Annotated in this window: 24 protein-coding genes and 1 riboswitch; of the genes, 12 read left to right on the forward strand and 12 right to left on the reverse strand. The window is 69.2% G+C overall.

Annotation, left to right across the window (positions count from 1 at the left end; all coding sequences use genetic code 11):
- Nucleotides 1-126 precede the first annotated feature (126 nt).
- Nucleotides 127-288, forward strand: coding sequence for a YbaK/EbsC family protein (locus ITP53_RS40650; protein ID WP_195900794.1), 162 nt, complete (start codon nt 127-129; stop codon nt 286-288).
- Between the two features lie 24 nt (nt 289-312).
- Here ITP53_RS40650 and ITP53_RS40655 read toward each other — a convergent pair whose 3' ends face one another.
- From ITP53_RS40655 to ITP53_RS40665, 3 genes are all read right to left on the reverse strand, one after another.
- Nucleotides 313-1,347, reverse strand: coding sequence for a cellulose binding domain-containing protein (locus ITP53_RS40655; RefSeq protein ID WP_195900795.1), 1,035 nt, complete (start codon nt 1,345-1,347; stop codon nt 313-315).
- Between the two features lie 209 nt (nt 1,348-1,556).
- Nucleotides 1,557-2,408: a universal stress protein gene (locus ITP53_RS40660; RefSeq protein WP_195900796.1), complete on the reverse strand. Its 852-nt coding sequence runs from the start codon at nt 2,406-2,408 to the stop codon at nt 1,557-1,559.
- A gap of 14 nt (nt 2,409-2,422) precedes the next feature.
- Nucleotides 2,423-2,770 (reverse strand): hypothetical protein, encoded by a 348-nt coding sequence (locus tag ITP53_RS40665; RefSeq protein WP_236051693.1) that lies wholly within the window; start codon nt 2,768-2,770, stop codon nt 2,423-2,425.
- Nucleotides 2,771-2,872: 102 nt separating this feature from the next.
- A riboswitch (TPP riboswitch) is annotated at nt 2,873-2,985 on the forward strand.
- On the opposite strand from ITP53_RS40665, the gene thiC reads away from it, so the two are divergent.
- A complete protein-coding gene (gene thiC / locus ITP53_RS40670) occupies nt 2,978-4,543 on the forward strand; it encodes a phosphomethylpyrimidine synthase ThiC (RefSeq protein ID WP_236051694.1) in 1,566 nt (521 codons plus the stop codon). (Overlaps the previous riboswitch by 8 nt.)
- 39 nt (nt 4,544-4,582) lie before the next feature.
- On the opposite strand, the gene ITP53_RS40675 is transcribed toward thiC, so the two are convergent.
- From ITP53_RS40675 to ITP53_RS40690, 4 genes are read right to left on the reverse strand one after another with little or no spacing between them, the layout of a single operon-like run.
- The gene (locus ITP53_RS40675) at nt 4,583-5,533 is read right to left on the reverse strand and encodes a glycine betaine ABC transporter substrate-binding protein (RefSeq protein ID WP_195900798.1); all 951 of its coding nucleotides are present in this window, start codon (nt 5,531-5,533) and stop codon (nt 4,583-4,585) included.
- Nucleotides 5,530-6,306: an ABC transporter permease gene (locus ITP53_RS40680; RefSeq protein ID WP_195900799.1), complete on the reverse strand. Its 777-nt coding sequence runs from the start codon at nt 6,304-6,306 to the stop codon at nt 5,530-5,532. Before ITP53_RS40680 ends, ITP53_RS40675 begins: the two co-directional genes overlap by 4 nt.
- Nucleotides 6,303-7,475 carry an ABC transporter ATP-binding protein gene (locus ITP53_RS40685; protein WP_328817362.1) on the reverse strand — a complete coding sequence of 391 codons (1,173 nt, stop codon included), beginning with the start codon at nt 7,473-7,475 and terminating at the stop codon, nt 6,303-6,305. Before ITP53_RS40685 ends, ITP53_RS40680 begins: the two co-directional genes overlap by 4 nt.
- The gene (locus ITP53_RS40690; RefSeq protein ID WP_195900800.1) at nt 7,468-8,151 is read right to left on the reverse strand and encodes an ABC transporter permease; all 684 of its coding nucleotides are present in this window, start codon (nt 8,149-8,151) and stop codon (nt 7,468-7,470) included. The genes ITP53_RS40685 and ITP53_RS40690 overlap by 8 nt, the downstream gene beginning before the upstream one ends.
- Before the next feature lie 149 nt (nt 8,152-8,300).
- Between ITP53_RS40690 and ITP53_RS40695 the strand changes: the two genes are divergently transcribed.
- From ITP53_RS40695 to ITP53_RS40715, 5 genes are all read left to right on the forward strand, one after another.
- Nucleotides 8,301-8,717 carry a hypothetical protein gene (locus ITP53_RS40695; protein WP_195900801.1) on the forward strand — a complete coding sequence of 139 codons (417 nt, stop codon included), beginning with the start codon at nt 8,301-8,303 and terminating at the stop codon, nt 8,715-8,717.
- Between the two features lie 12 nt (nt 8,718-8,729).
- Entirely contained in the window at nt 8,730-10,139 is a 1,410-nt protein-coding gene (locus ITP53_RS40700) for a sensor histidine kinase (RefSeq protein ID WP_195900802.1), read from the forward strand.
- Complete coding sequence (locus ITP53_RS40705; protein ID WP_195900803.1) at nt 10,136-10,798, forward strand: response regulator transcription factor; 663 nt, start codon at nt 10,136-10,138, stop codon at nt 10,796-10,798. The genes ITP53_RS40700 and ITP53_RS40705 overlap by 4 nt, the downstream gene beginning before the upstream one ends.
- A gap of 88 nt (nt 10,799-10,886) precedes the next feature.
- Nucleotides 10,887-11,426 (forward strand): DUF4956 domain-containing protein, encoded by a 540-nt coding sequence (locus tag ITP53_RS40710; RefSeq protein ID WP_195900804.1) that lies wholly within the window; start codon nt 10,887-10,889, stop codon nt 11,424-11,426.
- A 69-nt stretch (nt 11,427-11,495) separates the two neighbouring features.
- Entirely contained in the window at nt 11,496-12,338 is an 843-nt protein-coding gene (locus ITP53_RS40715) for a polyphosphate polymerase domain-containing protein (protein ID WP_195900805.1), read from the forward strand.
- A 587-nt stretch (nt 12,339-12,925) separates the two neighbouring features.
- Here ITP53_RS40715 and ITP53_RS40720 read toward each other — a convergent pair.
- Nucleotides 12,926-13,828 (reverse strand): helix-turn-helix transcriptional regulator, encoded by a 903-nt coding sequence (locus tag ITP53_RS40720; protein ID WP_195900806.1) that lies wholly within the window; start codon nt 13,826-13,828, stop codon nt 12,926-12,928.
- 303 nt (nt 13,829-14,131) lie between these two features.
- On the opposite strand from ITP53_RS40720, the gene ITP53_RS40725 reads away from it, so the two are divergent.
- From ITP53_RS40725 to ITP53_RS40740, 4 genes are all read left to right on the forward strand, one after another.
- The gene (locus ITP53_RS40725; protein WP_195900807.1) at nt 14,132-15,109 is read left to right on the forward strand and encodes an aldo/keto reductase; all 978 of its coding nucleotides are present in this window, start codon (nt 14,132-14,134) and stop codon (nt 15,107-15,109) included.
- A 25-nt stretch (nt 15,110-15,134) separates the two neighbouring features.
- Nucleotides 15,135-15,785 (forward strand): alcohol dehydrogenase catalytic domain-containing protein, encoded by a 651-nt coding sequence (locus ITP53_RS40730; protein WP_328817368.1) that lies wholly within the window; start codon nt 15,135-15,137, stop codon nt 15,783-15,785.
- On the forward strand, nt 15,727-16,470 hold the full coding sequence (locus tag ITP53_RS40735) for a flavodoxin (RefSeq protein WP_207757123.1): 744 nt from the start codon (nt 15,727-15,729) through the stop codon (nt 16,468-16,470). Before ITP53_RS40730 ends, ITP53_RS40735 begins: the two co-directional genes overlap by 59 nt.
- A 500-nt stretch (nt 16,471-16,970) precedes the next feature.
- Nucleotides 16,971-17,576: a DUF6879 family protein gene (locus ITP53_RS40740; protein ID WP_195900808.1), complete on the forward strand. Its 606-nt coding sequence runs from the start codon at nt 16,971-16,973 to the stop codon at nt 17,574-17,576.
- Nucleotides 17,577-17,601: 25 nt separating this feature from the next.
- On the opposite strand, the gene ITP53_RS40745 is transcribed toward ITP53_RS40740, so the two are convergent.
- The gene (locus ITP53_RS40745) at nt 17,602-18,057 is read right to left on the reverse strand and encodes a MarR family winged helix-turn-helix transcriptional regulator (RefSeq protein ID WP_195900809.1); all 456 of its coding nucleotides are present in this window, start codon (nt 18,055-18,057) and stop codon (nt 17,602-17,604) included.
- Between the two features lie 70 nt (nt 18,058-18,127).
- On the opposite strand from ITP53_RS40745, the gene ITP53_RS40750 reads away from it, so the two are divergent.
- Nucleotides 18,128-19,033, forward strand: a complete 906-nt coding sequence (locus tag ITP53_RS40750; RefSeq protein WP_195900810.1) for an antibiotic biosynthesis monooxygenase — start codon at nt 18,128-18,130, stop codon at nt 19,031-19,033.
- A 162-nt stretch (nt 19,034-19,195) separates the two neighbouring features.
- Here ITP53_RS40750 and ITP53_RS40755 read toward each other — a convergent pair whose 3' ends face one another.
- The 3 genes from ITP53_RS40755 to ITP53_RS40765 all read right to left on the reverse strand — a co-directional run.
- Nucleotides 19,196-20,419 carry an acyl-CoA dehydrogenase family protein gene (locus tag ITP53_RS40755; protein WP_195900811.1) on the reverse strand — a complete coding sequence of 408 codons (1,224 nt, stop codon included), beginning with the start codon at nt 20,417-20,419 and terminating at the stop codon, nt 19,196-19,198.
- 14 nt (nt 20,420-20,433) lie between these two features.
- Nucleotides 20,434-21,417: an ABC transporter ATP-binding protein gene (locus ITP53_RS40760; RefSeq protein ID WP_195900812.1), complete on the reverse strand. Its 984-nt coding sequence runs from the start codon at nt 21,415-21,417 to the stop codon at nt 20,434-20,436.
- The coding region (locus tag ITP53_RS40765) for a hypothetical protein (RefSeq protein ID WP_207757124.1) at nt 21,407-21,714 on the reverse strand (308 nt) is incomplete at its 5' end. The genes ITP53_RS40765 and ITP53_RS40760, both read right to left, overlap by 11 nt.

Below are 21,714 nucleotides of genomic sequence, written 5' to 3' on the forward strand. Positions count from 1 at the left end.
GGCCATGCAGCTGGCGTTCAGCGGACAGGGCTTCGTGCTGGTGCAGGCCAGCGAGGGTGCTCCCGTGGTGCCCGCGTCCTGATCGCGAGGAGAGGCCGGCAGTCCGCTGGCCTGATCGCGGAGGAGTTGGTCGCCGACCCGTCGCTGCTGGAGCGGCCCGAGCTGTACTTCAACGCCGGGAGGCTCGACCGGTCCGTCGCGCTGGCCACCGATGACTACGTGCGGCTCGCCGCATCTCGCCTGGCACCGATCACGGCGAGCCAGGAGACGCCGATCACGACGAACTAGGAGAGGCGAGTCAGGAGAGGCGAGCTAGGCGCACGTGAGGGAGGGGGCGGAATTGGTGCCGTTCCAGGAGGCGAGGAAGCCGAACGTGGCCGAGGCGCCGGGCGCCAGAGTGCCGTTCCAGCCCACGTCCCGCACGCTCACCGCCGAGCCGCTCGCGCTCAGCGTGCCGTTCCAGACCTGGCTGATCCGCTGCCCGTCCGCGAACGTCCACCGCACCGTCCACCCGCTCATCGGCGCGCTGCCGGTGTTCTTGACGGTGACCTCACCCTGGAACCCGCCCTGCCACTGACCGGCGTTCCGGTACGTGGCCGCGCAACCGCCGGTGCCGGCCGTAGGCGTCACAGTCGGGGACGGGGTGACGCCGGACAGCGCGTTCACCAGGTCCGGATACCACTTGTCCGAGATTTTCTGGTCGCCCGCCGCGTTCGGGTGCACCCCGTCATAGGTGTCCGCGCTCGTGCTGAACCCCGTCCACTGGTCGACGACGCTGATCGGCGACTGCTGGGTGCCGGCGGCGGCGGCCCAGCCGGGGATGGCGTTGTTGAGGTTCACGGCGCGCTGCGCGCAGTCGGCGCAGGTGGGCGGGTTCATCGGGATGATCTTGGAGACGAGGATCCTCATGTTGGGGTTGCTCGCGCGCATCTGGTTCACCAGCGTCGTGTACGCGCCCAGGATCGTCGCAGGCGCGAGGTTGCTCCACACGTCGTTGGTGCCGAGGTGCATCAGCACGATGTCCGGCCGGGTGGCGGAGAGCCAGCCGGGCAGCAGGCCCTGGTTGGCGATGTTCGTGGCCAGGAACCCGCCGTGTCCCTCGTTGTCGCCGTCGTACGGGACCGAGCAGCCCTGCGCGGGCAGGGTGCCGACGAAGTCGACGTCGGTGTGGCCGCCGCTCTGGAGCCGGTTCCACAGGAGGGCCCGCCAGCAGCCGGGGGATCCGGTGATCGAGTCGCCCAACGGCATGATCCGCACGGCGGCGGCGCCGGCCGGCGTGCTCGTCAGGAACATCACCGCCCCGACCAGTGCCAGTAACGCCGCCAGCACCGCACCGGTCCTGCGCATGGTCCGCTCTCCCGTCGTAGCCTGCGCAGATCGTAGGAGCGCGGGCGGCGGCGGGAAAGGCCGGCGCCAAGGCAGGGGTACGTGACCTGCGGCGACACGCAAACAGGCGATGTAAGTTTCAGCGGATGCGGCCGACGTCAGCGGTGAGCGGATGACGGTGAGCGGATGACGGTGAGCGGATGACGGTGAGCGGGCAGGAGAGGTAAGTCTCAGCGGGTGACGTCGGCGGCCGGTCGGACGACGGCGAGTGGGCAGGGGGCGTGGTGCAGCATCGCCTGGCTGACCGAGCCAAGGATCATGCCGGCCACCTGCCCGCGCCCGCGCGACCCCACCACCAGCAGTGCCGCCCCCACCGCCGCTTCACGCAGCACCTCGACCGGATGGCCGTGCACGACCTCGGCCACCATCTCCACGTCAGGATGCCGCTCCCGGTGGACGGTCAGCCAGTCCATCAGCCGCCGCTGCTCGTACCGCTCGCTCTGGGGGTCGGCCGGCTCGAAGCCGCCCGGGTGGGGCCAGGCCCAGGCATGTACGGCACGCAGCCTCAGCCCGCGCAACTCGGCTTCACGGAAGGCGAAGCCGAGCGCCCGCGCGCCCCCCGGCGAGCCGTCGGCCCCCACGACCACCTCGTCACGCGGGGCCGTGGGCGGCTCGGGGACCAGGACGACGGTCGTGGCGGCGTGCGCGGCCACCCCGTACGCGACCGAGCCGACCAGCAGCCCGCGTACGCCGCCGATCCCGCGGCAGCCGACGACGAGCAGCTCGGCCCGCTCGGAGACCCTGATGAGAGCGGTGCGCGGATCGCCGGGCAGCAGCGCGGACTCCACACTGATCCCCGGCTGCTCCCGCCGGGCCCGATCCTCCGCCTCGGTGAGCACGGTGTGCGCCTGTTCGCGCATCCATCGCCCCACCTCGGCGTAGCGATCGCCGCTCTCCTCGCACAACCACTTCGGACAGGCGTGGGCCACGGTCAGCGGCACGTTGCGCACCGCCGCCTCCGCCGCGGCCCAACCGGTGGCGTCCAGCCCGGTTTGCGAGCCGTCCACCCCAACGATGATCACGATTCGGCAGCTCCTCAGGAAAGGGCGTAACACTCCACTTCGGCGCGGCGGAAGGACAGCCCCCTGTCGGTGGAGTCCCGGGTGCACTGGCGCTCGGCCCTGCTCAGCCGCAGCGTGCCGCACACGGACACGCCGGAGTAGGTGCGGCAGTCGAGTGTCTCGTCGGCTTTGCCGACACGGTAGAGCTCCTTGACCGCCGAGCGGCACTTCGCCTTCCCCACGTCGGCGAAGCGGCACTGGGCGATCAGGGTGTCGTACTGCTCCTGGCTCACTTCATGCTGGTCGGTGCCGTCACCCGAGGCGGCGGTCACGCCGAACGTGGCCATCACCACGAGTCCTGCGACAGCGGCGATATTTTTCATAGTCCCCCTGAAGGGGTCCGTACCGCCCAGGCTGATCCTCAAACCTGGCGATTGATCAACCGTGCCAGGTTTGGCATGGGATGCGCGGTGGGTACGATCAACGCCGTCCAACGCGGGAGCCCGGTGCAGACCGGGCTGAGAGGACGGCTGACAGCCGCCGACCGCCAGAACCTGCTCCGGGTAATGCCGGCGAAGGGAGTTTGCGCGATGAGCGACGCGCGCTTTTCCAAGATCTACACCGGTGACCTGCGTGTGCCGATGCGCCAGGTACGCCTGTCCGACGGCTCGGCCGTGACCCTGTACGACACCTCGGGCCCGTACACGGACCCCTCCGTGGAGACCGACGTCAGGCGGGGGCTGCCCGGCCTGCGCGAGCGGTGGGTGCGTGAGCGGCGCGCCGCCGGGCAGCCCGTCACCCAGGTCGCCTGCGCCAGGAAGGGGCTGGTGACCAGGGAGATGGAGTTCGTGGCGGTGCGGGAGGGCGTCGCCGCAGAGTTCGTCCGGCAAGAGGTCGCGGCCGGCCGGGCGATCATCCCCGCGAACGTCAACCACCCCGAGTCCGAGCCCATGATCATCGGTCGGAACTTCCTCGTGAAGATCAACGCGAACATCGGCAACTCCGCCGTGTCCTCCTCCATCGAGGAGGAGGTCGAGAAGATGACCTGGGCGACCAGGTGGGGCGCGGACACGATCATGGATCTGTCCACGGGGCCCGACATCCACGAGACCCGCGAGTGGATCATCCGCAACTCGCCGGTGCCGGTCGGCACCGTGCCGATCTACCAGGCGCTGGAGAAGGTCAAGGGGCGCCCTGAGGCGCTGTCGTGGGAGGTCTACCGCGACACCCTGGTCGAGCAGTGCGAGCAGGGCGTCGACTACGTGACCGTGCACGCGGGGGTGCGGCTGGCGTACGTGCCGCTCACCGCGCGCCGCAAGACCGGGATCGTCTCACGCGGCGGTTCGGTCATGGCCGCGTGGTGTCTGGCGCACCACCGGGAGAGCTTCCTGTACGAAAACTTCGACGAGATGTGCGAGCTCCTGGCCCGCTACGACGTGTCGTTCTCGCTCGGCGACGGGTTGCGTCCCGGGTCCATCGCGGACGCCAACGACGAGGCCCAGTTCGCCGAGTTGAGTACGCTCGGGGAGCTCACCGGGATCGCGCGGGAGCACGACGTGCAGGTGATGATCGAGGGGCCTGGCCACGTCCCCATGCACAAGATCAAGGAGAACGTCGACCTGCAGCGCGAGCTCTGTGACGACGCGCCGTTCTACACGCTCGGCCCGCTCGTGACGGACATCGCGCCCGGATACGACCACATCACCTCGGGCATCGGGGCCGCCATGATCGGCTGGTACGGCACCGCCATGCTCTGCTACGTCACCCCCAAGGAGCACCTCGGCCTGCCGGACAAGGACGACGTCAAGACCGGCGTGATCACGTACAAGATCGCGGCTCACGCGGCGGACCTGGCCAAGGGGCACCCGCAGGCGCAGGCGTGGGACGACGCGCTGTCGGACGCGCGGTTCGAGTTCCGCTGGGAGGACCAGTTCGACCTGTCGCTCGACCCGGAGACGGCGCGGTCCTTCCACGACGAGACGCTGCCGGCCGCGCCCGCCAAGACGGCGCATTTCTGCTCGATGTGCGGGCCGAAGTTCTGCTCCATGCGGATCAGCCACGACATCAGGCAGGACGCCATCGAGGCCGGCCTGGCGGAGAAGGCGGCCGAGTTCAACTCGCGGGGCGCCTCGATCTACCTGCCACTCGCCGACTGACACGGGCATCGGGCTGCCCTTCCCGGAGGGCAGCCCGAGCTAACGGACGAAGCCCTGTGCTCTGAGCCAGTCGCGGGCGACCAGGACGGGAACGTCGCCGTCCACGTCCACCTGGGCGTTGAGGTCGCGTATCACGTCGTCGGTGAGCTTGGCGCTGATGGGCGCGAAGATCCGCGCGATCTCCGGATGGGCGTCGGCGAGCTGCCGCCGCATGGTCACCGCGGCGTTGTACGTCGGGAAGAACTTCCTGTCGTCCTCCAGCAGCACCAGGCCGAGCGCCTTGACGCGGCCGTCGGTCGTGGTCACCATGCCCATGGCGCACTGGCCGCTCGCCACGGCGTTGTAGAGCACGCCCACCGACAGCCGGCGCACGTTCTGGCTGGGGATGTCCCTGCCGTACTCCAGCCCGTAGCCCCTGAGCATGCCGAGGAAGCCGTCGTCGCGGCCGAAGGTCTCATGGTCGACGCAGTACGTGCGCTGCGCCACCGGGATCTTCGTCATGTCCGAGATCTTCCGCAGGCCGTACTTCTCGGCCGTGGCCCGGGTGACGCCGATCGAGTAGCTGTTGTTCAGCGGCGCGGGCGGCAGCCAGACGATGCCGTTGCGGCGCAGGTCCATGTCGCGTACGGCGGCGTACTGCTCCTTCGGGTCGGGCAGCGGGTCGGTCTGGCCGAGGTAGGTGATCCAGCCGGTGCCGGTGTACTCCCACATCAGATCGGCGTCGCCGCGGGTCAGGGAGGCGCGGGCGTTCACGCTGCCCTGGACGTTCGTCTGGTCGGTCACGTCGGCGCCGGCGGCCGTGAGCGCGAGCACCGCGATCTTGCCGAGCACGAGCTGCTCGGTGAACTCCTTGGACGTCACCCGAACCCGTGTGCCCTCCAGCGCGGGCACCGGCCGGATGCTGCCCGGCTCCACCGGCGGCACGAACGCCGACGCGGGGCGCAGCCCGCACGACGTCACCAGCAGGAGCAGGGCGACGAGAACTCTCATGACAGCCCCTTCGGCGCGAGGAGCCGCTGCGCGAGACCCCCCAGCCAGTCGATGATCAGAGCCAGCACGGCGATCAGCACGCACCCGGTGATCAGGACCAGGTTGCGCTGCGTGCTCACGCCCGCGGTGATCAGGTCGCCGAGCCCGCCCGAGCCGATGAACGCCGCGATGCCCGCCGTGCCCACGTTGAGCACCAGCGTCGTCCTGACGCCCGACAGGATGATCGGCACCGCCATCGGCAGCTCCACCTTGAACAGTACGCGCGCCGCCGACATGCCGATGCCCCGGCCGGCGTCGACCAGCCGCGGATCCACCTGTTCGAGGCCCACCATCGTGTTTCGCAGCGTGGGCAGCAGGCTGTACGCGAACAGCGCCGCCACCGCCGTCCAGAACCCGATCTGGAACAGCACCGCCAGCAGCACGACGAGGCCGACCGCCGGGGTGGCCTGGCCCACGTTCACCAGCGCCAGCACGAATGGCGTCACCCTGCGCAGCGCGCCCCTGGTCAGCAGGATGCCCACCGGCAACGCCACCGCCAGCACCAGGATGGTCGAGAAGAACACCAGCTGGATGTGTTCCCACGTCCGCCTGATGATGAACGGCAGGTTGAGCGCGCCGCGTTCGATGCCGTCGAGCGGGACCAACTGCGTGTAGACCACCATCGCGACGCCCACCGCGAGATAGCAGAGCGGCGGGATCAGGACGTGCCAGGAGCGCCCGATCCGCGGCTCCGGCGCCGTGGTCTCCCTGGCGGTGGCCGCCTCGACGCTCATGTGCGCTCCCTGCGCATCCGGCGCTCGTGTTCGCGCGCCTTGATCGACTGGATCGCGTTCTGCACCGTGGCCAGCGACAACGCTCCCGCGTACGCGCGCCGCCTGCCCACCACGGGCACGATCTCGCTTTCCGCGTTGAGCAGTGCCTCCAGGGCGTCCTGCAGGGTCATCCGGTGCCCGAGCATGTCCCCCACGGGGTCGCCAGCCGTGCCGACCGGCCCTTCCTTGCCTTCGAGGTCGCTCGCGGTGACCCAGCGCAGCGGCCGATGCATCCCGTCCGTGATCAGCGCGTACCCGCGCCCGTCGCGACCGAGCTCGGCCAGCACGTCCCGCGCGTCGGCGTCCTCGGCCGCGTACGGCACCCGGTCCAGGTCGATGTCGCCCACCTTGGTCAGCCGTAGCAGCCGCATCGAGGATCCGGCGCCGAGGAACTGCTCGACGTACTCGTTGGCCGGGTTCGTGAGGATCTCGGCTGGTGTGGCGTACTGGACGATGTGTCCTGGCCGCTGCATGACGGCGATGTGGTCGCCGATCTTGAGTGCCTCGTCGACGTCGTGGGTGACGAAGACGATCGTCTTGGCCAGGTCGTCCTGGAGGTGGAGGAGCTCGTCCTGGAGGCGTTCGCGGGTGATGGGGTCGAGCGCCCCGAAGGGCTCGTCCATGAGCAGCACGGGCGGGTCCGCGGCCAGCGCCCGCGCGACGCCGACCCGCTGCTGCTGCCCTCCGGACAGCCTGCGCGGATAGTTGTCCCTGTACGTGTCCGGCTCCAGCCCCACCAGCGTGAGCAACTCGTCCACCCGCTCGGCGATCCTGCGGCGGTCCCAGCCGAGCATCTTGGGGACTTGGGCGATGTTCGCGGCCACGGTCATGTGGGGGAACAGGCCCGCCTGCTGGATCACGTAGCCGATGTGGCGTCTCAGCCTGTCGGGGTCGATGTCGCGGGAGCTCTGCTCGCCGATGACGATGTCGCCGGAGGTGGGCTCGATCAGGCGGTTGATCATGCGCATGGTGGTGGTCTTGCCGCAGCCGGACGGGCCGAGCAGCACCACGATCTCACCGGCCGGGATGTGCAGGTCCAGCTCTTGTACGGCCGGGGGCCCGCCTCCGGGGAAGGCCTTGGTCACCTTCCGCAGCTCGATCGGCACACCCTTCTGCGGTTCTTCAGGCACGGGCGCCTCCCGCGAGTCGTTCCCTGGAGCGGCTGATCAGGCCGCCGGGGGCGGTCAGTCGTCCGACCAGCATCAGGCACGCGTCGAAGAGCAGCGCCAGGATCGCCACGCCGATCGTCCCGGTCAGCGTGGAGTTGACCGCGTTCGCCCCGCCCAGCCTGGCCAGCCCGGAGAAGATCTGCTCGCCCAGGCCGGGCCCGGACACGTACGCGGCCACCGCACCGATGCCCATGGTGAGCTGGGTGGCCACCCGGATCCCCGCGAGTATCACCGGCCAGGCCATCGGAAACTCGATCCTGGCCAGCGATCTCCGCCGGCTCATGCCGATTCCGCGGGCGGCGTCGACCAGCGACGGGTCGACGCCCTGCAGGCCGACCACGGTGTTGCGGATGATCGGGAGGAGTGCGTACAGGACGAGCGCCGTCACGCTGGGCGCCACCCCGAGCCCGAGCGGCGGGATCAGCAGGCCGAGCATGGCCAGCGAAGGAACCGTGAACAGGACCCCCGCACTGGCCGTGGCGAGCGCGGCCACCCTGCGGTGACGGTAGCCGGCCAGGCCGATGAGCACGCCGAGCACCGCCGCCACCAGGACGCACTGGGCGACCATGCTGGCGTGCTGGACCGCTTCGAAGACGATGAGGTCCCATCGATCCTCGATGTACTCCCACAAGCTCATGAAGGGGTATCTACCTCGCTCTGGGTACCCCTAACACCTCAGTTGCAACTCCGGCGTTTCGGCGTTGAGCTGCGATGGACGTCTGTAGATGAGAGGTTTCTCATCTCTGCTTCAGCGTGGTCTCCTCAAAGGACGTCAGGGTCGACCTCATGAAACATCGGGCAATGGTGATCCTCCTCATCGTGGGAGTCGCGACGGCCGGGTTCATCTGGGCGGGGTTCGTGCGGGCGGCCGAAGCGCCGCCCGACCTGGGCGGGCCCATCGTGGTCACGCCGTCTCCCGGGCACGGCACGCACAGCACGCCCGGCTCGTCCTCGCCAGGCTCGGACCCCACGCCAGGAAGCGGCGAGCCCACGCCGGTCCGGAGCGGCGAGCCCACGCCGGCCAGGAGCGGGGAGCCCACGCCCGCGACGAGCACGACGACGGCGAAGACACTGGAGCCGACCGGCACCGCGCGGCCCGCGCCGCGCAAGACCAAGGCCGAGCCGGTCAAACCACCGTCGCCCAGACCGGGCGGCGACGATGACGACGACGATGATGATGGCGGAGACGATGACGAAGACTGATCGGAGGGCCACATGCGGGTGAGCGCCCGAGCCCGGATCGTGGGCTGGATGCTCGCTGTGGTCGGCCTCGCCCTGTCAGTCTCGATCTTCGCGACCTGGACCGTCCTGCTCACCCGCCTCGACGCCCGGATGGACGAGGAGCTCCGCACCGAGGTGGGGCAACTACGAAACTACGCGTCGTCCGCGGTCGATCCGGAGACCGGGCAGCCGGTCACCGACGTCGGACAGTTGCTCACCGGCTACCTGCAGCTCAACAGCCCCGATCGATGGGAGACGTTCTTCAGCATCGTCGACGGCGAGATCGACAGGATACCCTTCAACGAGCCGCTCGTCCGGCTCGACACCGACCAGGCGCTGGTCGCGCGGCTGGCGACGGCCACGACGATCGAGACCGGCGAGATCCCCAGCGCGGAGGGCACGGTCCGCTACGCGGTCATCCCGGTCAAGGTGCCCGCCGATCGCCGCTCCGCGCACTTCGTCGTGGCGATCTTCTACGACTGGCATCGCGAAGAGATCGTGGACGCGGTGCGCACGCTCACGCTGTCCGCGCTGGCGGCTCTGGCGCTGGCGGGGGCGGCGGGTTGGCTGGTGGCCGGGCGGGTGCTCGCGCCGGTCCGGCTGGTCAGGCAGGCGGCGGAGCAGATCAGCGACTCCACCGACCTGACCCGCAGGCTCGAGGTGTCCGGCGACGACGACGTGGCGGCGCTCGCGGCGACGTTCAACCACATGATCGACCGGCTCGAGCAGGCCTTCGTCGTGCAGCGAAACTTCCTGGACGACGCCGGGCACGAGCTGCGCACGCCGATCACCGTCGTCCGCGGCCACCTGGAGCTCATGGGCGACGACCCCGCTGACCGGGCCGAGACCCTCGCCCTGGTCACCGACGAGCTCGACCGGATGAACCGCATCGTCGAGGACCTGCTCACCCTCGCCAAGGCCGAGCAGCCGGGGTTCCTGTCGCTGGAGGAGGTCGAGCTGGCCGACCTCACGGTCAGCGTGGTCGCCAAGGCCCGCGCGCTCGGGGAGCGCAAGTGGCGGGTCGACGAGGTGGCCGAGGCCCGCCTGCCGGCGGACCGCCAGCGGCTCACCCAGGCGCTCATGCAGCTCCTGGCCAACGCCGTGCGGCACACCGAGGACGACGACCTGATCGCCGTGGGCTCCGCGGTCCGCGACGGCCGGGTGGATCTGTGGGTGCGCGACAGCGGGCCCGGCGTGGCCCCCGCGGACCAGGAGCGCATCTTCGGGCGCTTCATGCGTGGCGCCGGGCGCACCGGCGCCCACGACGGCGCCGGGCTGGGGCTGGCCATCGTCAGGTCCATCGCCGAGGCTCACGGCGGCGGCGTGAGGGTGGTGGGGGCCCCGGCAGGCGGGGCCTGTTTCGTCATTTCGCTTCCGCTCTGGGAGCTGTGGGAGGTGCGGTGAACCGCATTCTGATCGCTGAGGACGAGGCCAGGATCGCCTCTTTCGTGGAGAAGGGGCTGCGGGCCAACGGCTTCGTGACAGCCGTGGTCGGTGACGGGATCGCGGCCCACGACCTGGCGTGCGGGGGCGGGTTCGACCTGATGATCCTGGACATCGGACTGCCGTTGAGCGACGGGTTCACGGTGTTGCGGCGGTTGCGCGAGTCCAGGGTGACGATGCCGGTGATCATCCTGACGGCCCGCGACAGCGTGAGCGACACCGTGGCGGGCCTGGAGGGCGGGGCGGACGACTACATCGCCAAGCCGTTCGCCTTCGAGGAGCTGCTGGCCCGGGTGCGGCTGCGGCTGCGGGCCGACCGCACGCCCGAGGTGACCGTGTTGCGGGTCTCTGACCTGTCGCTGGATCTGCGGACCAGGCGGGCTTATGTCGGGGATCGGGCGGTGGACCTGTCCACCAGGGAGTTCGCGCTGGCGGAGATCTTCTGCCGCCATCCTGACCAGGTTCTGACGCGTGAGCAGCTGCTGAGCCATGTGTGGGGGTTCGACTTCGACCCCGGGTCCAACGTGGTGGACGTCTACGTCCGCTACCTGCGGCGCAAGATCGGCGCGGAGCGGATCGAGACCGTCCGGGGGACCGGCTATCGCATGAGAGTTGCCTAATCATCGCCTCACTGTTGCTTCACCCCGCTCCGACAAGCTGTTCATCAACGGGACAACGGAGGGAGCGGTCGTGATAACAGGACTGGTCATGGATCTTGCGGCCATCATCGTGCTGGCCTATGGCCTCTACTATCGGCGCCACCATCGGCGCGATCTGCTCTTCGCCTACGTGGCGCTCAATGTGGGGATCTTCGCGGTGGTGTCGCTCCTGCTGGTCCAGAGGGTCGACATCGCGGTCGGGTTCGGGTTGTTCGGCGTTCTGTCGATCATCCGGCTGAGGTCCAGCGAGATCACCCAGCAGGAGATCGCCTACTACTTCGTCGCGATCGTGCTCGGCCTGGTCAACGGCATCGCGTCGGGATTTCCGCTGACCGCTCTCCTGCTCGACGGGGTGCTCCTGGGCGTCATGTTCATCGCAGACCATCCCAGCCTGCTCGGCCGCACGCGACACCAGGTGGTGACGCTCGACGTCGTCCACTCCGACCCGGACCTGCTCCGGGTGGATCTGGAGAGCCGGTTGCGTGCGCGGGTGCTGCACTGCGTGGTCACGCAGATCGACTACGTGCGGGATGTGACCGTGGTGGACGTGCGGTATGCCGCGCCCAAGTCACGGGCAAGGGTGCGATGACACACGAGGGCGGAGTTCGGCGGTGGCCGGTGACGTGCGGCTTCGGATCGATGGGGGGTTGGTGCGGTGATGGCGGAGTTGGATGCGGACGTGTTGCTCGCCGGGGTGGCGGCGGTGGCGCCGGCGGTCGGACTGGAGGACGTGCCCGAGCTGATGAGCCGCGTGGATAGGAAATACCTCGTTTCGGCCTCCACCATGGCCGGCCTCGCGGCCGAGCTGGGTGACCGCTGGGCCGTGCTGCAGATAGGGAAGAAGCGGCAGTTTCGCTACAGCTCAACCTATTTCGACACCCCTGACCTGCTCACCTTCCGCCAACATCGGCAGGAGCGGCGGCGCAGGTTCAAGCTCCGCACCCGCACTTACCTGGACGGCGGTGGCCGGTGGCTTGAGCTCAAACTCAACGGCGCACGCGGCAACACCGACAAACGCCGCATCCCCTACGACGGGGCTTCCAGCCGGTGGCTCACCAAGGAGGCGATCGCGTTCGTGGGCGACACGCTGCTCAGCGAGCTGCGCCTGATCATGCCGGAAACGCTGGGGCCGGTGCTGTCGACCGACTACAAGCGGGTGACCCTCATCGACCGGTCGGGCGCCGCCCGGCTCACCTGCGACACCGGCCTGGTCTGCCACGACGGGCGCCACAGCGCGCCCGCTCGCCGCGATCTGGTGCTGCTGGAGTCGAAGTCGGTGGACGGTAAGGCCACGGTCGACAAGGTGTTGCGTGGCCTGGGGGTCCGGCCGGTGAGCGTGAGCAAATACTGCATCGCGGTCGCCGCACTCCGCGACCTGCCCGCCAACCGCTGGCACCCGGTGCTGCGGCGCTATCTCCGGCCCGACACGGCAAACGACCGTCGTCCCACGCCGGAGGCTCAGCGCGAAACTCGGCCGGAGCGGCTTCGGGTGGCTTGTTAGCCGTGCAGTGGTCTGGTGGTTGTGTTGTGCGGCTTGTTAGCCGTGCAGTGGTCTGGTGGTTGTGTTGTGCGGCTTGTTAGCCGTGCAGTGGTCTGGTGGTTGTGTTGTGCGGCTTGTTAGCCGTGCAGTGGTCTGGTGGTTGTGTTGTGCGGCTTGCTAGCCATGCAGTGGTCTCGTGGTGCTTGCGCGGCTTCCCGGCTATGGATGATTCCAGGGGTCGTCTCCCGGTCGTGGACGGTCGACCAGGACGGTGTGCCGGTCGCCGTTGACCGACACGTCACCCGGCTGGTGGGCGGCGCCTCGGCGGCCGCGCCTGGCGTCTGCGTGGCGGCCACGGCGGGCGTCGTGGCCAGACCTCAGGCTATGCCGATGGCGCGGGCCGTGGGTCCGGCCGGCGCCTCACCGTTGATGCATACATGGTGCGTGGGGGTGTGCGAGGTGCGGGCTCGACACCGTGACCGGGACGGTACGCGTACCGCACCGTCAGACTGGCGGCTCGATCAGCGTCGTGGCAGGGCGTGCTGTCCCGGGGATTGCGTTCGGGGGAATGGCGCGACCCCTCACGTTCTTCGGATCGAAGACGCGGGTCAGGACTGCGCGCGATGCGGCGCCTCAGCTTTCGCGGGGGCCTCGGGTGCGGTCAGGTCGAGCAGCAGCATCGCATCGTAGTCGGGAGTGCCGGGCTCGGCGACGTAGACGCCCAGGCGCTGGCCCGGGGTGCCGTCCAGGTTCATGGACTGGGCGCTGAGGGTGATGGTGCCCACGTGGGGGTGGTGGAAGGTCTTGTGGACGGGTTTGCGGCCGGTCACGTCATAGCGCTCCCAGAGCTTGGCGAAGTCGGGGCTCTTCAGCAGCAGTTCGCCGACGAGGTTGGTCAGGTCGGGCGCGTCCGGCGCGGTGCCGGCCTGGGCGCGCAGCCGGGCGACACAGCCGCGAATCTGGTTGTCCCAGTCGGGAAACAGGCCGCGCGAGGCGGGGTGCAGGAACAGGTAGCGGGCGATGTTGCGCTGCTTGAGCGGCCAGTCCTCCAGGCCTGCGTACAGGGCGAGCCCGCCGGGGTTCCAGGCCAGGACGTCCATGCTGCGGCTGACGATGTAGGCGGGGCTCGGGCGCAGCGTCTCCAGCAGCAGCTTCAGGTGCGGGCGCACGGTGCGGCTGGGCGCAGGCGGCGGCTCGGCGGCGTAGTGAGCCGCGCGGACGGCCAGCTCGCGCAGGTGCTGATGCTCCTCATCATCGAGGCGAAGAGCGCGCGCGAGGGCGTCGATCACTGAAGGGCTGGGCCGGGTCTCCTTGCCGCGCTCAAGACGGACGTAGTAGTCGATGCTGATCCCCGACAGGGTGGCCAGCTCCTCCCGGCGCAAACCAGGGGTCCGGCGCAGGCCCGTGCCGATGGACAGGCCCACCTGCTCGGGACTGGTCTGGGTACGACGGGCACGCAGGAACCGGCCCAGCTCCGTGTCGCTGCTGCCGGTGGTGCGCTGAGGTGCCATGGTTCCAGTCTCACACCACGCCGGCGTGCTCAGTGGCCAGGTGGGGGGCCGTGTCATTACCCCCGAACGCCACACCCCGGCACGACCCGTCCTGGCACCGAAGCCAGGACCACGCAACAGTGGATAGCGGTAACGACACGTATGTCCATTTTCGGCAGGGGCTGCTGATCATCGCCGACGCGGCGATGACCGTTGGCCACCCCACCCCGATATCGCACTCAACGCACATGAAGTATTACAAATGGTGACATCGGGTGAGGGTGGGCTCGCCCCGCACGACATCCATGGAACGGGAGAAACCCGATGAAGCACATCCTGCTCGGCGACCTGGAGGTCTCCCGCATCGGTCTGGGCGCGATGGGGATGTCCCACGGCTACACCGGCGCCGGCACCGACGACGCCGAGTCCATCCGCACCATCCACCGTGCTCTGGAACTGGGCGTCACGCTGATCGACACCGCCGAGATCTACGGCCCCTACACCAACGAGGAACTCCTCGGCCGGGCCCTGAAGGGCCGCCGCGACCAGGTCGTGCTGGCCACCAAGTTCGGCCTGGTCTCGCACGCCGGCGACGGCCCCTGGAACCTCGACAGCAGCCCTGCCAACATCCGCACCGCCGTCGAAGGCTCGCTCAAGCGGCTCGGCACCGACCACATCGACCTGTACTACCAGCACCGGGTCGACCCGAAGGCGCCGATCGAGGAGACCGTCGGCGCCCTGGCCGAACTCGTGCAGCAGGGCAAGATCCGCCACATCGGCCTGTCCGAGGCCGGCCCCGAGACCATCCGCCGCGCCCACACCGTGCACCCCGTCACCGCCGTGCAGTCGGAGTACTCGCTGTGGACCCGCGGCCTGGAGGAGTGGGTGCTGCCGCTGCTGCGCGAACTGGGCATCGGCCTGGTGCCGTTCTCGCCGCTCGGGCGCGGCTTCCTCACCGGCAAGATCCGCTCCGCCGACGGCTTCGCCGAAGACGACTTCCGCCACGGCAACCCACGTTTCACCGGCGAGAACTTCCAGCGCAACCTGCGCATCGCCGACGAGGTCGAAGCCGTCGCCGCCGAGGCAGGCGCCACCCCCGCCCAGGTCGCGCTGGCCTGGCTACTGGCCCAGGGCGACGACATCGCCCCCATCCCTGGCACCAAGCGCGTCAGCCGGGTGGAGGAGAACACCGCCGCCGACGGCATCCAGCTGACCACCCAGCAGATCGACAAGCTCTCCAGCCTCCCTCCGGCCGCGGGTGACACCCACCCCGAATCCGGCCTGCGGATGATGGAGCGCTGAATTCACCAGTATTGAGGAGTACGTCATGCGTGCAGCCGTCATGTACGGTGCCGGCGACGTCCGCGTCGAGAACCGGCCCGACCCGAAGATCCAGCAGTCCACCGACGCGATCGTCCGCGTCGTGCTGTCCTGCGTGTGCGGCAGCGACCTGTGGCCTTACGCGTCCATGCCCGCCACCGGCACCGGCCGCCCGATGGGACACGAGTTCCTCGGCGTCGTCGAGGACACCGGCTCCGACGTCGCGACCTTGCGGCCGGGCGACCTGGTCGTCACACCGTTCACCTACTGCGACAACACCTGCGACTTCTGCCGCAAGGGCTTGCACTCCTCCTGCCGCCACGGCGGCCGCTACGGTCTGGACGGCGTCGACGGCGGGCAGGGCGAAGCCGTCCGCGTCCCGGTGGCCGACGGCACCTTGGTCAAGCTTCCCGTGGAGGAGACCTCGCCGCTGCTGCCGTCCTTGCTGACCCTGTCGGACGTGCTGTGCACCGGCCACCACGGCGCCGTCACCGCCGGAATGAGCCCCGGAGACCGGGTCGTGATCATCGGCGACGGCGCGGTCGGCCTGTCCGCCGTGGAGATGACCAGCCCCGCACCTCACCCCACCGGAGCATGTGATGACGAACCCCGGCGACGATCGCACCGCCGCGCTGGAACGGCGCTCGTTCCTGCGTAACGCGTTCCTGGCCGGAGGGGCCGTGATGGCCGGCGTCCCGATCCTCGGTTGCGCCTCCTCTCCGCCCGCCCGGCCCAGCTCCGCGCCGGCGGACCAGCCCGCCCGCTCCAGCCCGGCCGCCAAATCCATCCTGCTGGCCTACTTCTCCCGGGCAGGAGAGAACTACTACTACGGAGGACGCCGCAACCTGCAAGTCGGCAACACCGAAGTGCTTGCCCGGAAGATCAGCAGGCCCATCGACTGCGACGTCCACCGCATCGAAGCAGCCGACCCCTACCCCGACGACTACGAGGAGACCGTCGCACGGAACGTACGTGAACAAGATGCCGACACCCGCCCGGCCATCGCCGGCCCGCTGCCCCCGATCGCCCGCTACGACACGGTGCTGCTGGGCAGCCCCATCTGGAACGTCCGAGCACCCATGATCATGACGACGTTCACCGAGGGCCTCGACCTGCGCGGCAAGACTGTCGTCCCGTTCACCACCCACGCCATGAGCGGCCTGGGAACCACCGCACGCGACTACGCCGCCACCTGCCCCGGCGCGACCATCGCTGAAGGCCTCGCCGTCCGCGGCGAGGAGGTCAACGATGCCGACGCCGCCGTCGAAGCATGGCTGCAGCGCCTTCGGCTTCTCTCCGCACCGCCCGGAGCCACACGCTCACCGTCGAACACCCCCACGTAATCTTCACCACGGTCCCGGATTCGCAGAGCAGCAAGGTCAGCGGGCGTAGCCGATGCGGATGTCGGCCGCGGACCGATCGGGGTCAATAGGGGCGGGCGACTGGTGCCGGGCCGCAAGGTCGGCCGGGGCCTGAATGCGCAGCCCCTTGGTCAGCCGGGGCACCTTAATGCCCCTCCGCGGCCGCCCCCGCCGCCATTCGGCAGGTTCTGATAGCCGGGCCTGTCAGTAGGGTTCGAGTCCGTACGCATCGGGTCGGCGTAGTTCGCGAGGGTGCCGGCGGTCGTGGATTGGCGGAACGCTTGGGCGTCGCGTGATTGTTGATCTTTGTTTCCGGTGAATCAAGTGAGTGAGCGTGTCGGCCGGGGGAAAGGGTTTCGCGGTGAGAATCAGGGGTCTGACCTGCGAATATGGGCGGTGGTGGCCGTCGGATGCATCCAGTGGGCCTCGGCCTGATGTGATTTCGCGGCACCTGCCGTGCGCGGCCCAGAAGGACATCCCCGATGCTTGAGCGGATCCGTGAGATACCGGGCGTGGTGCTGAGCGCGGATGAGTATCTCGATGACTTCTGGCCGCACTTTCGGCGAATTGACGATGTGTTCTGGAAGCTTGAGCGTATTCAGAGCTTTCGTGAGAGCGGTGAGCCGAGTTGGGTCGCGATGATGGAGGGCGACTGGGACCGGTCACTCAAGTTGATCGACGACCGGCAGGACGCGTCCCGGGAGCACCGGCGCAGGAGCGAGCTCCTCGATCGGCGTCGCATTCGCATCGTGGAGCAGCCTGTCACGCCCTATCTGCAATGGGAGATGCACGTGCTGGCGCTGCGGGTCGCGTCGGCCGAGCAGGTCCGGGTCGTCGACGCCCGGGACATCTCCGACCTCGAGGTCGGACGGCGCCTGCCGGAGCTGGTCGTGCTCGGGACGTCGGTCATGTACGAGGTGACCTACGACTCCTCGGGCACCCACAGCGGCGCCCGCCGGATCGACGATCCCGAGGTGATCGACCTGTGCCGGGGTGAGCTCGACAAGATGTTCACCGCCGCGGAGGATTTCCGGCCCTACTACGAGCGCGAGATCGTGCCCCTGCCCGCTCCCCGGGTGACCGTCTGAGGTCTGGCTCTGTCGGCGTCACCGTTCACGTCGTCGTGCGGTTGCTCTGTTTCGCCTTGTGGTGAGGTGGGGTGAGGGCGCTGACGCACGCGTTCAGGAGCCGGACCAGTTGTCGCTGCTCGTGTTCGGCCAATCCGGCGACCATGCTGTCCTCGACCGCGCGGACCTGCTCGTGTGCCCGGCTGATCAGCGCACGTCCGGTCTCGGTGAGGCTGGTCTGCAGGATCCGCCCGTGCGAGGGGTGCGGGGCGCGCTCCACCAGCCCTCTGGCTTCCAGGCCGGCGATGAGCTGATTCATCGTCTGCGGCGTCACGAAACAGCGCCGCGCCAGCTCGGCGCCGGACAGTGAGCCTTCCTCATCCAGCATGGCGAGCACGGCGTACTGGGCGTTGGTGAGGCCGACGCCGCGCAGGGCCTCGTCCGCCGCCATGCAAAACGCTTGCTGGGCGCGCTTGAGCTCGTAACCAACACGTCCTTCCACTCTTGCAGTATATCAGTGCCCTGATATTGTTATCAGGGTCCTGATATCACTTCAGAGGGAGGCCGTGCGCATGGCCCCGATCGTCCCCGACCGCGAAGTAGTCACCTTGATCAACGTCTTCACCGTGGCGCCGGACAACCAGCAGCAGCTGGTCGACCTGCTCATCCGGGCGACCGAAGACGTCATGAGCAAGCAGCCCGGCTACCGGGCGGCTCACATCCACCGCAGCCTGGATGGCACCAAAGTGGCCAACTACGCCCAATGGCGAAGCCGCGAGGACGTTGAGTCGCTCGCCGGCAACCCCGATGCCGCAGCTCACATGGGCCGCGTCCGAGCCCTGGCGACCTTCGAGCCCGTGGTCTACGACGTCGTCTTCAGCCACACGAGCGCCGCGCAAGGCCAGGCGGCCTCCACACCGGACCAGGCGCGTAAGCCGCACATCGCCATACCGGATGGTCTTCCAGGGGTTGCCGGGCTCGCCGCCGTCAAGCCCGGCTTGGCGGCCAAGCTCGGGGCCTTCACCCACGAGCTGATGCGCGGCGGCTCGCCGCTCACCCCGGGCGAGCGGGAGGTGATCGCTGCCTTCGTCTCGGTGCGCAACGACACCTACTTCTGTGCCCACGCCCACACCGCCGCCGCGGCTCAACTGGTCGACGGCGGTACGGACACCGTACACGCCGTCATCGACGATCCGGCGAGCGCTCCCGTCAGCACGAAGCTGCGCGCGCTCCTGCGGATCGCCGACAAGGTCCGCCGCTCCGGCCTCGAGGTCACAACGGACGACATCGACCAGGCGCGAGCGGCCGGCGCCGACGATGCGGACATCCACGACGCCGTGCTCGTCGCAGCGACGTTCTGCCTGTACAACCGGTACGTCGACGGCTTGGCCGCCATCACACCCGACAGCCCGGCGGTCTACGACCAGATCGGTGGCCATCTTGCCCGAAACGGCTACAGCCCAGAGAAGGCGTTATAGATCAGCCCTACATGCAAGGCGTGTGTCGGGCGGGGGTGGCACGGCAGACTCCTTCGGTTGGGGAACAAGTGGTTCCGAAGGGGTCCACCGTGCCGGGGTGAGGACAGGCTCCCCCGTGCCGAGTGAGGACACGGGTCCGTGTTGCGTGTTGGGTGGAGGGTGTTACAAAGGGAGGCCGCCGGTGGCGGAGGCGGTGGAGCCGGTGGCCTGGTAGGCGGCGATGGTGCGTTCGGCGATGCGCATCTGGTGGATCTCGTCGGCTCCGTCGGCGAAGCGGGCCCAGCGGGCGTGCTGGAACATGTTGGCGAGCGGCGTGTCCGTCGAGTAGCCGAGGGCCCCGTGGACCTGGATGGCGCGGTCCACGATTCGGTTGAGGCTGCCCGCGACGAAGTGCTTGGCCATCGAGACCTCGGTACGGAAGTCCTCACCCTTGTCGATCTTGGAGGCGGCGTGGAGGACCATCAGCTTGCACTGGTAGAGCTCCATGGCCGAGTCGGCGATCAGCCATTGGACGCCCTGCTTGTCGGCCAGGAGGGAGCCGTGGCTGTAGCGGTTGAGCGCGCGGTCGACCATCATGTCCAGGGCCGTCTCCGCCTGCGAGATCCAGCGCATGCAGTGGGCGAGGCGGGCCGGGCCCAGGCGGTACTGGCCGAGGCGGTGGCCGTTGCCCCGGCCGCCGAGGACCTGGTCGTCGGGCACGCGCAGGTCCTTGATGACGATCTCGCTGTGGCCCGTCGAGCCGTGCATCGTCTCGACCTCGCGTACGTCGTTCCAGCCCGGACTGGGCAGGTCCACGAGGAAGGCGGTGTTGGCACCCCGGGAACCCTCCGGTACGTCCTGCTCCGTCCTGGCGATGAGGATCGCGAAGTTGGCGCGGCGGGCGTTGGAGATGAACCACTTGTGGCCGTTGATGACCCATTCGTCGCCGTCGCGTACGGCCTCCGTACGGATGAGCGTGGGGTCAGAGCCGGCCACCTCCGGCTCGGTCATGGCGAAGCAGGACATCCGCACGCCGTCCAGCAGCGGACGCAGGTACTTCTCCTTCTGCTCGTCCGTCGCCCAGTGCAGCAGGGTGTGCATGTTGCCCTCGTCGGGAGCCGCGCAGTTGAGCACCCATGGGCCGATGCGGGTCTTGGCCGCCTCCGACTGCACCATGGCCAGCTCCACGTGACCCAACCCCATGCCGCCCCACTCCTTCGGCATGTGGGGCAGCCACAGTCCCTCGGCCTTCGCCTGGGAACGGAGGTGGAAGATCGTGCGGAGGTACTCGTCGCGGTCGTCCTGCTTCAGATCATCCATGGCCGGGATGACGATCTCCTGAATGAAGGTACGGACCCGCTTGCGGATCTCCTCGTGCTCGGGAGCGAGGGTGAAATCGATGGCCATGATGGGCTTACTCCTTAGTCAACCGTTGTCGCCGGGTAATGGCAGGCCAGCCAGTGGTCCTCGCCGATCTGCCTGATCTGGGGCTCCTCCGCCGCGCACCGCGCCGCCGCCCGCGGACAGCGCGTACGGAACCGGCACCCCGTCGGCGGGTTGACCGGGGACGGCGGTTCGCCGCTGATCAGCTTGTCGGCCGGGGGAAGATCCAGTCCGCCGTCGGGGATCGAGGCGATCAACGCCCGGGTGTACGGGTGGGCGGGGGCGGAGATCAGGTCGGCGCTCGGAGCCAGCTCGCACACCTTGCCCAGGTACATCACCAGGATGCGGTCGCTGACGTTCTTCACCACCGCCAGGTCGTGGGCGATGAAGACGAGCGTGAGCCGGTACCGCTCCTTGATGTCCTCCAGCAGGCCGAGGATCTGCGCCTGTACGGAGACGTCCAGCGCCGACACCGGCTCGTCGCAGATCACCACTTCTGGGTCGAGGATCAGGGCCCTTGCGATCGAGATGCGCTGGCACTGGCCGCCCGAGAACTCGTGCGGACGGCGTACCGCCGCGGTCGCCGGGTCGAGCCCGACCGCCTCCAGGACCTCGTCCACCCGGTCGCCCGGGAGGTCCCACACGCGGGGCCCCTCTCCGACGATGTCGCGCACGCGGCGGCGGGGGTTCAGGGACGAGATCGGGTCCTGGAAGATCATCTGGAGGCGGCGGCGGGTACGCCTCAGGGCCTCGCCGCGCAGCGTGGTCAGCTCCAGGCCGTCGAGTCGCACCGAGCCCGCGCGGGGCGGCGGGAGCTGGACGAGCGCCCGGGCCGCGCTCGACTTGCCGCAGCCGGACTCGCCGACGATGCCGAGCGTCTCGCCCGGAGCCAGGTCGAAGCTCACGCCGGAGACCGCCCGTACGGTACGGCCGCGTCCGGCGGGGAACTCCACGACCAGGTCCTCCACCCGCAGCAGCACCTCGTCACGGGGACGGAGATGCGCACTCCCGCTACCGGCCACTGCTGTCCACCCCTTCGACCACGATCTCGGTGTTGCTGTCGGTCTCGGCGTCGGTGTCGGTCACCGGTGCGTCCGCTTCCGTGCCCGTGCGGGCTGCCGCTCCCGGTCCCGCCTCGTAGGAGGTCTGCCCAGAAGCCTGGTCGGCGTGCGCCAGATGGCCGTTTTCCGACGAAGGTCCGCTTTCCGCTGGGTCAGCGACCTCCACCACGGGGCCGGGTTCCGCTGGACGGTCGCTTCCCGGCAAGCGCTCGGGTTCCGCCAGGTGGTCGGCTGAGGCCAAGGCGGCTTCCGCTGGGT

The sequence above is a fragment of the Nonomuraea cypriaca genome, assembly GCF_015645445.1.
GTDB lineage: Bacteria > Actinomycetota > Actinomycetes > Streptosporangiales > Streptosporangiaceae > Nonomuraea > Nonomuraea cypriaca.

What these genes read in the sequence shown, in the direction of transcription:
- ITP53_RS40695 (WP_195900801.1), top strand. Translation starts at nt 8,301, where the DNA reads ATGAAACATCGGGCAATGGTGATCCTCCTCATCGTGGGAGTCGCGACG.
- ITP53_RS40755 (WP_195900811.1), bottom strand. Translation starts at nt 20,419, where the DNA reads ATGGCCATCGATTTCACCCTCGCTCCCGAGCACGAGGAGATCCGCAAG.
- ITP53_RS40680 (WP_195900799.1), bottom strand. Translation starts at nt 6,306, where the DNA reads ATGAGCGTCGAGGCGGCCACCGCCAGGGAGACCACGGCGCCGGAGCCG.
- ITP53_RS40720 (WP_195900806.1), bottom strand. Translation starts at nt 13,828, where the DNA reads ATGGCACCTCAGCGCACCACCGGCAGCAGCGACACGGAGCTGGGCCGG.
- ITP53_RS40675 (WP_195900798.1), bottom strand. Translation starts at nt 5,533, where the DNA reads ATGAGAGTTCTCGTCGCCCTGCTCCTGCTGGTGACGTCGTGCGGGCTG.
- ITP53_RS40730 (WP_328817368.1), top strand. Translation starts at nt 15,135, where the DNA reads ATGCGTGCAGCCGTCATGTACGGTGCCGGCGACGTCCGCGTCGAGAAC.
- ITP53_RS40665 (WP_236051693.1), bottom strand. Translation starts at nt 2,770, where the DNA reads ATGAAAAATATCGCCGCTGTCGCAGGACTCGTGGTGATGGCCACGTTC.
- ITP53_RS40735 (WP_207757123.1), top strand. Translation starts at nt 15,727, where the DNA reads ATGACGAACCCCGGCGACGATCGCACCGCCGCGCTGGAACGGCGCTCG.
- ITP53_RS40740 (WP_195900808.1), top strand. Translation starts at nt 16,971, where the DNA reads ATGCTTGAGCGGATCCGTGAGATACCGGGCGTGGTGCTGAGCGCGGAT.
- ITP53_RS40750 (WP_195900810.1), top strand. Translation starts at nt 18,128, where the DNA reads ATGGCCCCGATCGTCCCCGACCGCGAAGTAGTCACCTTGATCAACGTC.
- ITP53_RS40700 (WP_195900802.1), top strand. Translation starts at nt 8,730, where the DNA reads ATGCGGGTGAGCGCCCGAGCCCGGATCGTGGGCTGGATGCTCGCTGTG.
- thiC (WP_236051694.1), top strand. Translation starts at nt 2,978, where the DNA reads ATGAGCGACGCGCGCTTTTCCAAGATCTACACCGGTGACCTGCGTGTG.
- ITP53_RS40690 (WP_195900800.1), bottom strand. Translation starts at nt 8,151, where the DNA reads ATGAGCTTGTGGGAGTACATCGAGGATCGATGGGACCTCATCGTCTTC.
- ITP53_RS40655 (WP_195900795.1), bottom strand. Translation starts at nt 1,347, where the DNA reads ATGCGCAGGACCGGTGCGGTGCTGGCGGCGTTACTGGCACTGGTCGGG.
- ITP53_RS40715 (WP_195900805.1), top strand. Translation starts at nt 11,496, where the DNA reads ATGGCGGAGTTGGATGCGGACGTGTTGCTCGCCGGGGTGGCGGCGGTG.
- ITP53_RS40710 (WP_195900804.1), top strand. Translation starts at nt 10,887, where the DNA reads ATGGATCTTGCGGCCATCATCGTGCTGGCCTATGGCCTCTACTATCGG.
- ITP53_RS40725 (WP_195900807.1), top strand. Translation starts at nt 14,132, where the DNA reads ATGAAGCACATCCTGCTCGGCGACCTGGAGGTCTCCCGCATCGGTCTG.